Annotated in this window: 10 protein-coding genes; all 10 read right to left on the bottom strand. The window is 43.2% G+C overall.

Annotated elements, in window-relative coordinates:
* Positions 1-6 precede the first annotated feature (6 nt).
* The 10 genes from MUN53_RS01365 to MUN53_RS01410 all read right to left on the bottom strand — a co-directional run bounded on the left by MUN53_RS01365 (position 7) and on the right by MUN53_RS01410 (position 16812).
* The gene (locus MUN53_RS01365) at positions 7-2550 is read right to left on the bottom strand and encodes a glycoside hydrolase family 95 protein (protein ID WP_394803020.1); all 2544 of its coding nucleotides are present in this window, start codon (positions 2548-2550) and stop codon (positions 7-9) included.
* 136 nt (positions 2551-2686) lie between these two features.
* A complete protein-coding gene (locus MUN53_RS01370; protein WP_243323119.1) occupies positions 2687-4879 on the bottom strand; it encodes a polysaccharide lyase family 8 super-sandwich domain-containing protein in 2193 nt (730 codons plus the stop codon).
* A 41-nt stretch (positions 4880-4920) separates the two neighbouring features.
* Positions 4921-6372: a sulfatase-like hydrolase/transferase gene (locus MUN53_RS01375; RefSeq protein ID WP_243323121.1), complete on the bottom strand. Its 1452-nt coding sequence runs from the start codon at positions 6370-6372 to the stop codon at positions 4921-4923.
* Between the two features lie 21 nt (positions 6373-6393).
* Entirely contained in the window at positions 6394-7824 is a 1431-nt protein-coding gene (locus MUN53_RS01380; protein ID WP_394803022.1) for a sulfatase family protein, read from the bottom strand.
* 442 nt (positions 7825-8266) lie between these two features.
* Positions 8267-9313 carry a glycoside hydrolase family protein gene (locus MUN53_RS01385; RefSeq protein ID WP_243323124.1) on the bottom strand — a complete coding sequence of 349 codons (1047 nt, stop codon included), beginning with the start codon at positions 9311-9313 and terminating at the stop codon, positions 8267-8269.
* Between the two features lie 8 nt (positions 9314-9321).
* Positions 9322-10686: a sulfatase family protein gene (locus MUN53_RS01390; protein WP_243323125.1), complete on the bottom strand. Its 1365-nt coding sequence runs from the start codon at positions 10684-10686 to the stop codon at positions 9322-9324.
* Positions 10687-10755: 69 nt separating this feature from the next.
* Positions 10756-11991, bottom strand: a complete 1236-nt coding sequence (locus tag MUN53_RS01395; protein WP_243323126.1) for a glycoside hydrolase family protein — start codon at positions 11989-11991, stop codon at positions 10756-10758.
* Between the two features lie 31 nt (positions 11992-12022).
* Complete coding sequence (locus MUN53_RS01400; RefSeq protein WP_394803021.1) at positions 12023-13414, bottom strand: alpha-L-fucosidase; 1392 nt, start codon at positions 13412-13414, stop codon at positions 12023-12025.
* A 58-nt stretch (positions 13415-13472) separates the two neighbouring features.
* Positions 13473-15065, bottom strand: coding sequence for a sulfatase (locus MUN53_RS01405; RefSeq protein ID WP_243323127.1), 1593 nt, complete (start codon positions 15063-15065; stop codon positions 13473-13475).
* Entirely contained in the window at positions 15058-16812 is a 1755-nt protein-coding gene (locus tag MUN53_RS01410; RefSeq protein WP_243323128.1) for an alpha/beta hydrolase, read from the bottom strand. Before MUN53_RS01410 ends, MUN53_RS01405 begins: the two co-directional genes overlap by 8 nt.
* Positions 16813-17376 lie beyond the last annotated feature (564 nt).

Genomic DNA, 17376 nt, shown 5'->3' on the forward strand with positions numbered 1-17376 from the left:
GTTTATCTATTTTACGATGCATACTTGATACGTTTCATTTGCCGCTGTAGGAAATTCCACTTCATAATAAGAATAGATCTGATTGTGCTGACGTTCTCCACTTCGGGCAATCTCGGTATTTCCTTTTACGATCGTAATGGGAGAAGCCGTACGGATCTTACACATTTTTCCAGCTAAAGAACGTATGGCAGCCTTTTGCAGACTACCTTCTTTCCATGTCATATCCACCTCGAAGTTACCCCGAGCCTTCAAACCACTCACCGTTCCCTCGGGCCATACATCGGGTAAAGCAGGCAATAAATGCAAATATCCCGCATGGCTTTGCAATAACATTTCCGCGATTCCTGCCGTATAACCAAAGTTACCATCTATCTGGAAAGGAGGACACGCATCCAACATGCTTTTATAAAGTCCGCCACCTTTTCTTCCGGAACCAAATCCTACAGGATTAAATAAGTTGGATATAATCCGATAGGCATGATTGCCGTCCAACATACGAGCCCACATATTAATCTTCCAACCCATCGACCAACCAGTCGCTTCATCACCACGTATTTCTAATGTCTTTTTCACCGCCTTAAACAGTTCTGGTGTATCTGTCGTGATCTGATCTCCCGGATGGAATCCATACAAATGAGACAAATGCCGGTGTTTAGGATCTGTCTCCTGGAAATCAAACATCCATTCCTGTAACTGACCTTGCGCTCCGATCTGGTAAGGAAGTAACCGTTCCAGTTTATGCTGCAGTTCTTTCTGCAAATCCGGATCTACGCCTAATTGCTGAGCCACGGCCAACGTACGGGTAAAGTTTTCCCGGATAATTGCCATATCCATTGTCGGTCCCATACTGATACCCGTTTGTTCTCCTTTCGGCGAGACAAACCAATTTTCCGGAGAAATACCGGCAGGCGTTACCCAATGTCCGTTTTCATCTTCCACTAACCAATCAGCAAAGAATTCGGCAGCACCTTTCATCAGCGGATAGGCCGTATCGCGCAAGAACTGTTCATCTTGCGTGAACTGATAGTGTTCCCATAAATGACTCGTCAGCCATCCTTGTACCATCGGCCAGAACGAAGCAGTCGGAACATTATCATTCGGCATTGTCTCTCTCCAAATAGAAGTATTATGATGTCCTACCCAACCTCGCATACCATACATTTCTGAAGCTGTCCGTTTGCCAGAAACCGCCATCTCTGATATCATCCGGAACAAAGGTTCATGGCACTCCGAAAGATTGGTCAGTTCAGCCGGCCAATAATTCATTTCGGTATTAATATTGATCGTATACCCGCAATTCCAGGCAGGAATAGTATCTTTATTCCACATTCCCTGAAGATTCAACGGTTGTCCGCCCGGTCGTGAACCGGAGATCATCAGGTAACGGCCATACTGAAACAGGGTTGCCGCCAAATCCGGATCACTCTGATCGGCAAACCGATCGATACGCTGATCTGTTGGCAAAGCCTTCTGCTCCGGTGAAGACACCAATTCCAAACTTACCCGATCGAATAAAGAACGAAAATCGGCTGTATGCCTTCTTTTCAGCGTCTCATAATCAAAAGCCAACGCCCGGTCAATCTTTTCAGCCGCTTTCTGAGCCGGATCAACTCCTTCCCGACTCGGGCTCTTGTCAAATCCATTAAAGCTCGTTGCCATACTCAGTAAGAAATAAACTTCCTGCGTCTGGCTTACCCGGATTTCCTGATCCGTGATTTCTATTTTTCCATCCGGACAAATGGGCTTTACTTGTGCCTCAAAGAACATACCTTTCCCATCTATCTCATCTCCATACAATACCCGCTTGTTAAACTTCCGCTTCCCGTCCGAATCATATAATTCCGGATGTTTATACTGGTCTCCCCAGCTTTCCATCTGCTCGAACGTTCTTCGCTCTACATAACCCGGAGCTTGGCCTTTCAACACCAGTTTTCCTTCTTCTTCCGATCCTTTTGCTGTTGGATGGACAGACGACAAGTTCAAAGAGACATCAATTCCATCCGCCTTATCGCTCTTGACATGAATAATAATCAGATCATCCGGATGAGAAGCAAATACTTCGCGTTCATATCGGACATCACCCACTTGATAAGTTGTCCGGTTAATCGCATCCGATAAGACAAGTTCCCGTTGATAATGGGTAACTTCACCTTCCCGATGATCCGTCAAATACAAGTCGCCCAAAGGCTGATAATACTGATGTAAACGTCCCAACCAATGTTTGCAGACCAAATCAGAGGCTTGTTTATACGCTCCGTTTTTCATCAGACGGATCACACGCTCTTTCATCTCAGGAGTGATACGAACATCGGTAAAGGTCGTAGAAGGTTCGCCACTATAAAGCGTATTTTCATTCAACTGTAAATGTTCTTTCTGAGGATCACCGAACACCATGGCTCCCAATCGGCCATTGCCCAATGGCAAGGCTTCATTCCAATTAGCTGCCGGAGCATCATACCAAAGCCTTATGTCACGCGGCTTTTCTGTTTCTTGTACCGTACAGGCCAACAAAAACAGGCCTGCCAACCAAATATACAAATACTTCATCATTCTCCCTTGTGTTTATAAGTTTATCCGTTTTTAGTTGAGTAATGCTCAAAGATACGTTACATCTCTCAAAACTTACAACGTATCTATCAGAACTTACGTTGTAAGTTTTCCTATTTACAACGTATTTTTAAAGCTCCTATTCATCGAATGATACCGAAACGCTACTGCCGGCATAAGCCCCTCGCGGCAAAGCGATAGACAAGAACGTTTCTTGCAATGCCGTATCATAAGAACTTCGTATCTGGGTTGATGTATTGCCTGTTTCATATTTCCCGGAAAAAGAGACATGCAAATGTGATAATTTCCGAGAAGGATCAGCGACTGTCAATGATCTTAATCGGCCATTCGAATGATAACGAGCCATCAACAAAGCCGGAGAATCAACCCGTAATACGCCCCGATTCTGATCCAATTTCTGTTCCACTGCCCGATAACAAACCAGATAAACAAGACCTGTAGCCGGTTGTTCAACGGCTTGCAAATCTGTTGTATTCGATATTATCCGAATTTGTGGATCCTTTTGGTAGGCAGCCAAAGCCGCTTCATCCGTTTGGGGCAAGACAATATAAGAATAAGAACTTTGGGAAGGACGGATTCCATGATTTATCCGCAGTTTAAAGACAGGTTCCCGTATCGTATCTTTGGAGGCATCCGTCCGGTTACTCACACTAAACCAAGTACCGGCTGCTTCCTGGTTCATGAGTTCCAACGTCGTCTTATCCGGGAAAATATATCCGGTCTGATTATGCCAAACCCATTTCGTATCTTTCAACACATGATTCCCAGCCGGCAATACCGAACGTCCTTCTTCTCCCTCCACAATCACAGGTCCTTCCAGATGATTCTGATTTAAAGTAGTTACTACGGCACCGGGCGAGGACGATTGAATACCTGCTCCCAAACAAACATATTCCCGATCAAAGAAGAACCAGCTTTTCCGGGCTTTCAAAGGTTGATGCGGACTAATAAAGTCGAATGCAGCAGCACCATACATACCATCGGTCACACCACCCACAAAGTCTGTCAATCCTTCTTTCTGTATCTCATCCGCAGGAGGCATTTTATCCAGCAGACAAGTGGTCGTTCCCGGAATACAACACCAGTCATATACAGGCGAAAGATTAAAATACTCATCGCCTGAAACCGATAAATAGTTGGTTCCATCCGCCCGGAAATGATTTTTTACTCCTTCTCCGTTATAAGGCTCTTCCATATTCCGATTACGGGTTGAATACATCCGGACAGAAGTGTAGTAGGAAGGTCGCTGGAAAACGAAATGTTCAGTCTGCCAAAAGAACTTGGCAAACGAAGCAGCCTGAAACTCCTCTCCTTTTCTTACCTTTACCACTTGCTGCAACTCATCCTTCCGGTAATCTGTTATGGCCAGTAATCTTTCGGGAGTCTGTGTACTGAAATATCCTTTCCGTTGAACACGGGTAATATCCCGATTCCGGATTCCCGTATCTTCGGTACGTCCATACACCATTTGCTTACACACACCATCCAAATAATAATCAACAGCCATTCGAAGAGATGTTTCCGAGAAACGGAAACGAGTAGACGAAACAAGGTCGGCCCACTCGGCGAAAACATTGATGTAATCCAATCCATAACTCAAGGTATTATTTACCCGATCCGGACGATGATGAAAACTATAATCAGCCTGGATTCCTCGCTTTCCGGGTTCAACGATCTTTATTTCTCCTTCAATTACCTGCATGACATCACTTACTTGCGCTGCGTCCCAACAGAACAAAGCTGTTTTAGCCTGCAAACCGGCTATTTTGATACGATCTCCACTCGGACGTGCACCAGAAGCATTCAGATTAGCCCGACGCGCAATAGGCAACATACCATCTATTTGCCCTTTCGTCAAATGCTTATCCATCACCAATAGCATCGTAATAAACGAGGTCGGTGTACCGATCTCGTTATTCCACCAGTTCTCACACTGAAAGTCATGTGCCAACCAATAAGCAAGTCCTTTATCGAAGGCCTGTTTCACAGATTTATTTCCCTTCCAAGGAGAACCTTTTTGCTGATAGGCAATCGCCAACTGGACCAGATTATTCAAATGTCGAACATGTTGAAAGGCGGTTCGTGACACATCTACATAATCTATACCCGGCCATGTTCCATCCGGACGAACAGTCTCAACAATCGTCCGGATCTGCTTGTCAGAGATCGGCACATCCAGCAATTGTTCCGTAACCTTTTCCCGCAAGTAAGCGACATCCTTGTCTTTTCCGGCTTGCATATCCAGCGTACCCATCCCCAGCAAACAGATAAGAATCAGTATTTTCCATAAATATTTTCCGAATTTGCTCATAAACATATGGACTTTTAATACCGTAAACTATAGTCACCGGCTCAATTATACAACTTCAAGGCTTCTTCCCACGTCATCTTACCCGGTTTCCCTCTCCAGAAATGACGATCCAAATCACAGAAGTCGTTGTTCTTCTTCATTTCCTCTTTCAGGATCCGTTTGTAGGCGTCTTTCTTAAAGGCATATTTCGCATCTGTTGCCAGATTAATCATTTCATCCGGGTCATTCGACAAATCAAACAGTTGTTCTGTTACAACACCATCCACATTATAAATGATGTATTTCCAATTGTCTTTCACCAAAGCACGCTGGGAGCTATTATAAGCCAAGAACAACTGATCCCGATGTTTCTGTTCCGGGTTCTGCAAGACAGGTAAAAGAGAACGACCGGTTACCGATGCTGCCGGCTGAATCTGCAATAAGTCGCAGACCGTCGGATAAATATCATACAAATAACAAAGGGATTCACTGCGTACACCTTTCTCCATTCCGGGAACAACCATGACCAAAGGAACACTGATACTATGTTCATACAAGTTCTGTTTTCCCAACAAACCATGACGGCCAACAGCCAGTCCGTTGTCGGACGCAAAGATCAAGATCGTATTCTCCAACTCACCTTTCTCTCTTAATGTCTGTATAATACGACCGATCTGTACATCCACTTCACTAATCATGCCATAATAATCAGCCAGATCTTTCCGGATCATTTCTTCTGTCCGAGGAAATGGCAACAAGACCTCATCCCGAATCTTTAGTTCTCCGTTGTCAAAAGGATGTTGTGGCAAATAGTTTACCGGCAATTCCATCTCTTCCGGATGATAGGTATGACCGTATCCCGGATGCTGATTCCGTGGATCATGCGGTGAAGTAAAAGCCACGAAGGCAAAGAAAGGTCGATCGTTCTTCTTCCGTTCGGAAAGGAACTTCACCGCAGCATCGGCATACATTTCCGAAGAGAACTTATCGCCTACAAAAGGCTCTTTATATTCGGCTGTCGGATCATAGTGATGCAGACGAGGAGACATGTGACCATTTTGATTGTATTGGTGCATTCCTCCGAAAAAGATATGATCTCCTTTCTCAAACGAACGGTTAAAGGACTTCTTATCGGCATGCCATTTCCCGGTTCCGAACGTTTCATAGCCATTTGCCCGTAATAACTCCGGAAGAGTAACCTGTGATTCCGGAATAACGGCACCGTCTTGTTTCACCTGATAAACACCTCGTCCCGTCATAATCATAGCTCGGCTGGGCATTGACAAAGCACCGCCCAACGAACCATTGGTATAAGCATGTCCGAAAGAGACGCCTTCCTGAACGATCCGATCAATGTTAGGAGAAACAACCTGCGTATTTCCATACGCATGAATGGACGTTTTCTGCATATCGTCCACCAATATAAACAATACGTTTTTCTGCTCTTTCTTGGCAAAGCCAACTGTCGCTAATGCCGAAAGGCCTAATGCCAAACACAAAGTTCTGTTTTTCATGATAATCTATCTAATTTGTTTTTACAATACAGATAACGCCGGATCATGTACAGCTTCCATCCGTTGCTTCAGTTCGGTCCGCAGCTGCTTGGCAAGTTCCGGATGTTTCCCGGCTATATTATTCAACTGGAAAGGATCTGTTTTCCGGTCATATAAATGTTCTTCCGTTATCACGCCATCCTTATATCGGATTGCATACGTATATTGAAGAGTCCGTACGCCACGGGCTCCGGTTGTCAGATTCTTCCCCGTTTCATTCACTGCACCATAGAACATATAAAGTTGGGAAGAAGGCATCTTCTCCCGGTTCCCCCGGATTTGTTCGCTCAGATCACGAGTCTGGACAGTAGCGGGAATTTCCTGCTGAAAGCCCATCAGCGACAAAACTGTCGGACAAAAGTCTTCGAGTGAAATCAATAAGTCCTGATCTATTCTTGGAGTAAGCTGTTTCCCATACGATATCAAGAAAGGAACCCGCATAGCCTCTTCGTAAAAGATATTCTTCCCGATGTTATTGTGCATTCCCATCGAATCTCCATGATCCGAGACAAAGACAACAATCGTATTGTCATACTGACCATTCTTCTTCAGCGCCTGAATAATCCGTCCAAATTGTTCATCCACGCCCGTTATGCAAGCATAATAATTAGCCACACTCCGCTTGAACAACTGGATATATTTCTCGTCGGACTGCATCAGGCTGGGTAAAGAATTTGCTATCGAATCCACATTCAAGGTAGTATATTCCTGCTTGTACCGATCCGGAACCTGCTCATATCCTGTATGAGGCGGATTCATCGACACCATCATGGCAAATGGTTTACCCGTCGAACGGATACTATCCAGATATTGAATGGCCAGATCGGCTTCATGCTCCGGACCCCATTGATCTACATAATAAAACTCATCCCTTTTCGAATCTTTATTCCAGTAAAGTGGACGTAAATGGCGATCGTATGTTCCATAAGCGACCCAGTAATCAAAACCATGTCTTCTTTCGAGAGGACACCATTCATTCCAAGCCATTTCTCCTTTGTTGTTCGAGCAATCCACATACGGCGTGTAAGGTTTATCCAAATGCCATTTTCCGATGTATGCCGTCGCATATCCAGCCTGTGCCAACACATCCGACCAGCAGGTCAGATCCTGGCGCAGTTCTACACCCTGATGCGCCGATTCCGACTGGCAATTCGTCAATACTCCATTCTCGTGCGGATAAGCCCCGCTTAAAAACATTCCTCTTGCCGGAGAAGACACCGGATAACCGCTGACTGCCTGAGTCAGAACGACCGCTTCCTGAGCAAACTGATCCAAATTCGGTGTTTTAACGGCCTCTTTTCCCCGAAAGCCCAAGGCATCACCCCGAAACTGATCGGCCATCACCACCAACAAATTGGGATGTTCTTCCGAAGCTGCCTCCATTAATCCTGAAGGAGCAAACAACAGTCCCATACATCCGAACAACAAACTCCGGTTTATTTTCGTGTTTTCCATACTTCCTCTATACATAAAATGAATTGTCTTTTAGCAGACTAGTAGACCTAGACCTCTACAAATATAAAACAGTTTACGTGAAAAAGAAAGTAATCCAACATTCTTCCCGGTTTTCTTTCTATCATTCCTCACACGATTCTACACACTTTTATTGTAAAAACATATCCTTAATATAATCAGTATGTACAACTATTGTCTTATCAAGGATATTTCGTATTTTCTTCTTATTTATTAATTGATTCACAAATGTGAATTAATCAATTCACCCATATGATTCAATTAATTCACCTATATGAATTGATTACATCACAATTGTGAATCAAATAATATATAACTATTTTTTCAAGAGTTGATTATGGGATATACAATAGTTTCATCTGTTTTTCAGTAGATTAAAATACTACTTCGTAAACATCACAATGAAAGAATCAGCCCCTTTTTTGACAGCAAAGGATAACATGACAGGCTTACCATTTTCTACATACACAAAAGGCCGTTCCATATTATCAACTTTCATAATCGAACCATCCTTTAAAGGTATCTGTTTCTTACAAACCTCATAATGCTTGGCTTTTTCCCAATGGATACCATCCACCGAAGTGATCAAACCGATAAAGTCGCCTCCATGTGCATGGAAAATGGCATAATATCTTTTTCGCGTCGTATCAAACCAAACAAAAACATCTTCGGTTGGAATATCAGCAAATGCCGGTTGGTCATTCAGGCGAAAAGGTCCTAAAGGAGATGTTCCAGTTCCTACGGCTTGTATCAGTCTTCTCTTCTCAGAACGAACATCATCCCCTTTGATAATTAAGACAAATTTACCATCTTCGCCTTGACAGACAGAAGGATTGACAGCCACATGCTCAATAGGACCATAGGGTTCCAACAACGGATGGTCAGGTCTCTTCCAAGGACCGTTTAAAGAAGAAGCTACAGCCACACCGGCTCTTTGATGATTACGCAAATCATTCCATCGTTCGTGCGAATAGCCGACACGGGCAACTTCCTGCAAAAAGGAATCAGACCAGTTTTCTGTTCCTGAATTGGTTGAAGTGTAATACAAATAATACTGATTATTCCAGCAACGCACCTGTACATTATGAGCCGTTACCGCATCCCAAAAACCGGCTCGTCCTTTCAATACCGTTTCCTGATATTGGTAAGGTCCTTCCAAACGGGAAGCTGTCGCATGGGCTATTTCAGAATGAGTCAGCCATGCCGTAAAACCAAGACTCTTAGGCCATCGGGAATAAAATAAGTGATAAGTACCTGAATCGTCTTTTATAAAAGAATTACACCAGTTATAATATCCAGCATCCCGAATAAAAGCCGTTGAATCAATTGGATGAATGAATGTTGAAAGGTCCAAATCATCCGTTGACTGTGCCCATGACTGGAAAACCAAACTTCCCAGAAAAATAAATACGAATACAATCTTTTTCATCTCACTCATTATTTAAGGTCAAAAATACTTTCCGCCACTTCAAACGAAGCCTTATGCCGAGTGGCCATCTGATCCAATTCTTCTACAACTTCCGGATATTGACCGGCAATATCATACTTTTCTTCGGGATCTGTTCCCAAATCATACAGTTTGGGTTTATCATATACGACAACCGGATCACTGCCATAAGCCGATTTATTCATATAATGTAATTTATATTTACCCTTACGCACCGCATATAAAAGACTGCCCCGATAGAAGAAGAATTCCTCTCTTTTTGAATCAGCCAGATTGTCTTGCAGAACATTCTGCAAGCTGACTCCATCCAATTGAATTCCAGCCGGCAGATTGACTCCTGCCATTTCACAACACGTAGGAAGTAAGTCCAAAGAACTACCCATTTGAGTGATATGTCCCGGCTTCACCATACCGCCCCACATAATACAAGGTACTCTGAAACCTCCTTCACAATGCGAATTCTTCCCATCACGCAACGGACCGGCTGATCCACCGGCTTGTTTATAAGACAACCAAGGTCCATTGTCTGAAGTAAAAACCACCCAAGTATTCTTATCCAAACCCAACTGGCGAAGTGTTTGCAGTATTTCTCCGACACTCCAATCCAATTCCTCTATTGTATCTCCATATTTTCCCCGATCTGAAACTCCTTGAAAACGAGTTGAAGCATATACCGGGAAATGAGGCATCGGGTGAGCCAAATAAAGAAAGAACGGACTCTTTTGGTGCGAACGGATATATTTTGTAGCCACCTCCGTCAAACGTTTGGTCAACTGGGTTTGATCCGGCTCCCGTTCTATCTCTTTATCCTGTTCATAAACAACCAACTCATAAGGATAATTCTTATTCCCCAACTTTATTTGTTCCTTCCGACTCATATCGTTGGAAAAAGGAATACCATAAAAATAGTCAAATCCATGTTGCAGAGGCATATATTGAGACAAATGTCCCAAATGCCATTTACCAATACAAGCTGTTTCATAGCCGGCCTGCTTCAATAACTCAGGGATTGTCAGTTCTTTTGCCGGCAAACCTCCGGGAGAATCAGGGAAAAGAACTCCTTTTTTGTCCCCATACATACCTGTACGTACCCCTAATCTTCCGGTCAATAATCCCGCTCTACTGGGTGAGGATACAGAAGCCGACACATAAAAGCTACTCCATTTCTGACCTTCCAGTGCCATCCGATCCAAATTCGGTGTTTTCGTAGTAGGACTACCAAAACAAGACAGGTCACCATAACCCATATCATCACAGTTGATGATAATTATATTGGGCTTAGTAGCCGTAGAAGCTGCTCCCATTTCTACCCCAATCAGAGAAAGAGGTATCATCCATAAAAATGTTGTTTTCATTTTGTTTAGATTAATCTGCCAATAAATGTTGTTTTTCTGATATTTGTATCCCGATTCCTCTGCTTATGGTCACTTGGAATCTTGTTTCTTCAACCGGATCTGGACATTAAAAGAACTTCCATCTGTCTTTTTATTCAATTCAGCCACTGAACATGCCGCATACAAAACGAAAGGATCATCCTTCTCATCCAATAACAACTGAGGCCGTTCCAAACGATCAACCTTGATGGTATCACCAGACGAGAGAACCAACTCCTTTTTCATAAACAAAGAATGTTCTGGTAACTGCCAGTGAATTCCATCTTCCGAATACATCAGTGCCAAACAAGGATCCGACTTCGTAAACTGCCCCGTAAAGTCCTTGAATATCGCATAAAACAACCGGTCACGATGATTATACCATACATAAGGGTCTTCTGCCGATAATTTTTCTCCATCTTGTGTAGGAATCTCAAATACAGGTTGATTCAAAGGGATAAAAGGTCCTGTCGGCGAGTCTGATAATGCGACTCCATGAATGCCTCGCCAATGCGGATCATAGATATTCCCCTTGAAATACAACAAGTATTTTTTATCCGAAGGCCGGTATACGACAGAAGGATTAACGGTAATCAAGTTATCAGGCTGCGGAATGGTTCCTTCTGGCGAAGGATTCACTACATCGGTTGGCTTCACCCGTGTACGAGGAGCTAATAGAGGTTTGTCATAATGCTCAAAATCTCCTTGCAAAAGCCCTTCAAAAGATTTAAACGTAATCACCCCTATCTGTTGTGACTGCTGAATCCGACTACGGATATCCAAGGTATCTGTCTTCGATTTCACATTCAAATTTCCCGGATCCACACTACCGGCATAATACAAATAATATGTATCACCAAATTTCCGCACATGCGGATTAGATACCGTTTGTGCATCCCAAGCAGATGTATCATGTACAAAGCCGTCTTGATTATAAAAGAATCCCAACTTCTTAAAACCACCATCCGGACGGTCTGATACAGCCAGCCCTAATTTAGAACCCATCACCCAAGCGTTTCCGAAAGGATATTGATAGGCTTCCGGTGCTGAAAATATCATATAATATTTCCCATTGTCTGCTTTTGTCACAGATGCGCCCCAAGTAAAATGATCTTCTACAGAGAAAGCTGAATAGCCAGTAGCAAAATAACTGTCTCCCCTTTTTTCTAACTGAAGTTTGACGGGTTCGGCCTGATAGGCAAATACCGATCGATCTGTCGGTTGTTTACATCCAGCCAAAAGCAATCCACATAATCCAAAACCTACATAAATGTTATTTCTGTTCATAAGATTTCTCATAAGCTCACTTCTTATCACTTCAGAATATACGGAATGCCTTTATCACTACTTCTCCTTTTGATTCTTTTATAACCAATCGGATTTCTGATATTTTTTCGGGAGTAGATAATCGCTCAATCCGCTTATGACCGATACAAGTTCCTTCTGCTAACTTTTTCCAGTCTCCAGACACTTTGCCTTCTATCACATATTTCCGTACCCGTTCGCCTTGTGTAATATCTTCCTGTATTACCAGATGAGAAATCAAGGTCGGTTTGTCCAATGCTATATGATACTTATTACCTTTACCTGCCGTCTGCTTCAACGGATGCGCATACGTTTGATCAATAGCTCGTCCGAATTCAGCCAAACGTAAAGAATCAGCAGCCGGGATCAAGCCCCGATCATCTGGTGTCAAACCCAAAATCAAGGTTGAGTTACGACCCACCGACTTCTCATACATATCCATCAAGTTCTCCAATGGAAAGATATGAGCTTCATCACCCGGTTCCCAGAACCATTCATGTCGACCATTATAACCACGCAAAGGAGCATCCGACATGGCCGGCATATAATAAGCACCATCCGGATCTCCAGTCTTCAATAGCTGGAAATCATTCTTAAAGATCTCCTCCTGGTTCTTGGAGTGGGAATAAGGGAAAGGATAAGTTCCCCAACAAGGATAAGCAACCGTTCCCGTCTCCGATCCACCCCAACGTATGTCTGCCCGCTGACTGTTGTGGTAGAAAATGATATTCTTCTGGTATTTCTCCACAATTGGCAGGATATCGGCTCCACCCAATTCCGGCCCATGACCACCACCATCATACCAGACAATCGCCAGATCACCGTAACGGGACATCAGTTCTTCGGTCATCCCTTCGCACATCTTATTATAGAATGCCTGCCGGTTTTCCTGAAACTTCGTTCCATCCTTCGGCATCATAAAATCATGTACTCCCAAGAATGAATTCCAACGAATACCAATATAAATACCCGGCTTCACGCCATACTTCCGACAAGAGTTGACAAAGTCACGCACTATATCCCCTTTCCCATCCTGCCATTTCAAGGCTTTCATGCAATACGGATTGACATCCGACTGATAAAGTGCAAACCCCGTCTCGTGTGTAGCCGTCAGAATAGCAATCTTCGCACCCATTCCTTTAACACTTCGAATCCATTGATCCGTATCATACTGCGTAGGATTGAAGATATTTATATCCGGAATCGGCGTAATCCGATTATTAGCCTGATTATATTGTTTCCCGTCAAATACATGCAGGTCATAATGAAATACAGCTGTCAGTTCAGCCTCCTGCCAAGTAATCTGTGCCGGAGTCGGTAGCGGAACAGATGTTTTATCTTCCGCCCACCCCATACTTATACAACCGGCCAGTAAAGTTGTAAATAGCCATTTCCTCTTAGTCATTTCCTTCTTATTTTATCAATATACTTGTTATCTGTTATCATAAATTACTTTGGCGAAACTAATCTACCGTTTGACTACCCCACCAGTCCTTATTCGGTTGGAAATCTTCAGATAACTGACGCTTACGTTCTTCTTCCAAACGATTCAAAGTTTCCGTCTGCTGCTTCAATTTATACGCCGCCTCCTTCTGGGGATCATATTCCGGATCTGCCTGTGGCATACGAGCGCCAACTTCCGTCAGCCAAACAGACAACTTCTTATTCAGGAACGAAACTTTCTCCGGATATTGGGCATTCAGCGGTTCTGACTCTGTCGGATCTATTGACAGATTATACAGTTCATTCCGACCGTCCTCGTAATAATGAATCAATTTCCAGTCACCATCCCGAATAACCGACGATGGTTCACCTCCCTGATTGCCATAATGCGGATAATGCCAGTAAAGACTTCGAGCTGGAAGGGAAGTCTCTCCCTTTAACAACGGCATCAGACTTTGTCCGTCTTGATGCTGTTCCGGATGTAAAGGCAAACCCGCATATTCCAGAATCGTCGGATAAAAGTCCGTCCCGATTACAGGAACAGCCGATGTCATTCCTTTTGCCATTCCCGGAGCCTGAATAATATAAGGAACGCGTAAACCACCTTCCCACTGCCGACCTTTACCGCCCCGTAAAGGAAGACACGAAGTCGAGTAACTGTCTCCGGAAGAAACACCACCATTATCACCCGTCAGAATAATCAGGGTATTTTCCATCAGGCCCAATTCTTCCAACTTATCCAACACGACACCAACGGCATCATCCATCTGCTTGATCAAACCGGCATAGATCGGATTATCCTGACGCTGGCGGACAGGTAAAGTCCGGTCGACTTTAAAACCGGAAGAAGCAATTCCCATCGAATCGGCCTTGTCCCGGAAATAACGCCAGTTATCTTCTGTCGTCTGAATCGGACCATGAACCGCATAGAACGACAGATAAGCAAAGAACGGCTGGTTCTTATGATGTTTCGTCTGATCTTCTATAAACCGGCTCGTCTCTTCAGCCAAACGCATCGACAGATTCTCTCCGGCGGGTCCGTCTTTCAGCTTCGGATTATTATAAGGAGAGAAATAACCTCCCATCGGACTACCGGCTTTATAACCACCGATATTAATATCAAATCCATGATCTTCCGGACTGGAGCCTACATCCCCGATATGCCATTTTCCGGCCATGAACGTCTTATAACCACCTTCCCGCAAAGCTTCCGGCAACGTTAATTCATCCAATGACATACTCCAGTTATAAGAAGCCGGCAATAATTTGGAATGTCTTCCCATCTTACGCCATTCTTCTCCGGAGGCTTCACCGATCCAGTTCGTAATTCCATGACGGGCCGTAAATTTCCCGGTCATAATACTGGCGCGCGAAGGACTTGACACCTGGCAAGCCGCATATCCTTGGGTAAACATCATTCCCTGTTGGGCTATCCGGTCAATATTCGGCGTCTCATAATACGAACTGCCACCGCAAGAAGTATCGTTCCAACCATAATCATCCACCAATATAAACAATACATTCTTCGGCTTCTCCTTTGCCGATAGAGCTATCCATGGACTCAAACCACAAAGGAATAATGTTGCCCACTTTGTTTTATTCTTCTTATTCATAACTTAATCTTTTTTGATCTCTTAAAAAATCCACAATACGGTCCAACCACGTATAACTTCCCGTACCAGGACTCGCTTTACTTTGGAAGCAGTGATTACGCAAAGCCAACGTATGTAGCTCGGACTGAATGCCCATACTGCGCATCTTTTCCCATACTTTTACCGAACCCATGGCTGAATACACATCAGCATCGCCATGAATGAAAAGCATCGGTACTGTACTCAAGTCGAAACTGAATTCCGGAGACATCGTCACATTCTCATCATTCCCCTTATTAGTATTTGGTCCATCAAAACCATCAGAAAGAACATAAGCCGGATAGATACCAATGCCCCACTGTACATTACATGGCAATTTATCAATTTCATCTATCGGCAAATAAGAATTATGCCGAGAAGAGGTAACACCCATCAACGTAAGATGGCCTCCAGCCGAACTACCCATTATACCTATCTGATCAGGATCAAGTCCATAAGCCGCAGCCTGAGAACGAACAAGTCTAATCGTACGTTGCAAATCTTCCCAAGCTGTTATATGCTTGGACAATCCTTTAGGACGAGGCGTACGATAACGGAGTGTAACCACAGTCATACCCAGTTGATTGAGAAGCCTACGTGCCGGAGCAACTTCAAATCCATTCGGATCATTGCCCTCATACGATCCTCCACTATAAATAATTTGTATAGCTTTTGTCTTTAACACTTTGGGAAAGTGCCACTCAATATAAGGTAACAACTGATGTTCTTGTGTATTGGGCATTTTACCGTCTGGCCATACATTTTGTTGCACCACCTCTTTCCGATCCTCATCACTCGCGTAACGTGTCATAATATCTACCTCCGGATCAAGCGAGCCCATAATACCTATCTGACGAAGGAACTCGACTCCACGATCCAATCCATAGGCTCCATGACCTTTGTTGGGATATAAATGTAATTCAGCCGGTATATTCATCTCGCGCAGTTTATGATAAATCAACGTACTACCATTAGGCGAATATTCATCCGTTCCTCCATGATGAAGACTCATCGGACAGGTTTTATCATCAAAACGGAAACAAGCAGAAAGCCGTACATCTGGTCCGTATCCTTGTAACCAAGCGGGTATTCCGGCTTCACCATCCGTTGTCACGTAAGCAGGTGCATTTACTATCGCATAATTGATATGACAAGGAACAGAGTCTAACTGATCAATAGCTTTATAGGCGGGAATAGAAGAACTCGTAGCCAACATCAACGCCAAATGAGAACCTGCCGACATGGAAATTACCCCTATTTTTTCAGGATCAAAGCCTCGCTTCTCAGCTTCACTTCTGACGATACGGATTGCACGTTGCCCGTCTTCCCAAGCCGTCTGATAAATAGGTATTCCGATAGGACGAGGCGTACGATAAACCAGATTCACACACTGAAATCCTAAATCAGAGAATGTTTTTTTCCATAGCTCAATCAAATTCATATCACAACAACTGTTATAAGCACCACCTGATATAAGCACCATACATGCTTTTTTTGCTATGGCCGGATTAGGCTTTTCATACCATTCCAGATAAGCGATCCGATGTTTGTCTGCATCAAAGTTAGCCTTATTAGCCTCGTCCAACATAGAAGCAATCTGATGAGATTGTGCATTTGGCATCTTACCTTCAGGCCAAATTGACTGACGTTCATTTGCTTTACCCCAAAAGAAGCATAGCAGCCCTAACATGAGTAATAGACCCCTCTTCAATTCCATTTTTGCATCCATAATCTTAATTATTAACCTATTAAAATCTTATTTCTTATCATCTGTTCTCATTTCCGAAGCCAAACAAAAACCGCTCATCTCTAAAACTATATTCCGTATTTGAGGTTGTGTTTTCATGTTCCGCTTATTTGTTTCTACACGTATTAATAATTCTGCATAAAGATAACACTTTTCTACCTATATAATAAAAATACAATCATAATCTATTTCCTCTAAAATATCCTAAAGTAACATTTATATACAAGGAATGGACATTTGATGTTGTCACTTTTCAACTGTACCATGCCGCCCATCACTATTGGGCTATCGATTTATCTATTACATATCCAAGATTTCCGTAATATTCGTATCACCAAAAAACTCTGGTACAAACTAATTATTAGCCCCAATAAATTATCTTTTTCTCATTTAATTTTTATCCGATTCACCAATGTGAATTAATTAATTCACTAATCAGGGCTGACGCATTACAAACTTCCAGACCTTTTAAAAAGTATTTATCTTTAGAGAGTCAAAGGGATAATAATAAAAATCAAAGAAGTAATGGAAATATTTTCTATATTA

The organism is Parabacteroides faecalis (assembly GCF_022809355.1).
Lineage (GTDB): Bacteria > Bacteroidota > Bacteroidia > Bacteroidales > Tannerellaceae > Parabacteroides > Parabacteroides faecalis.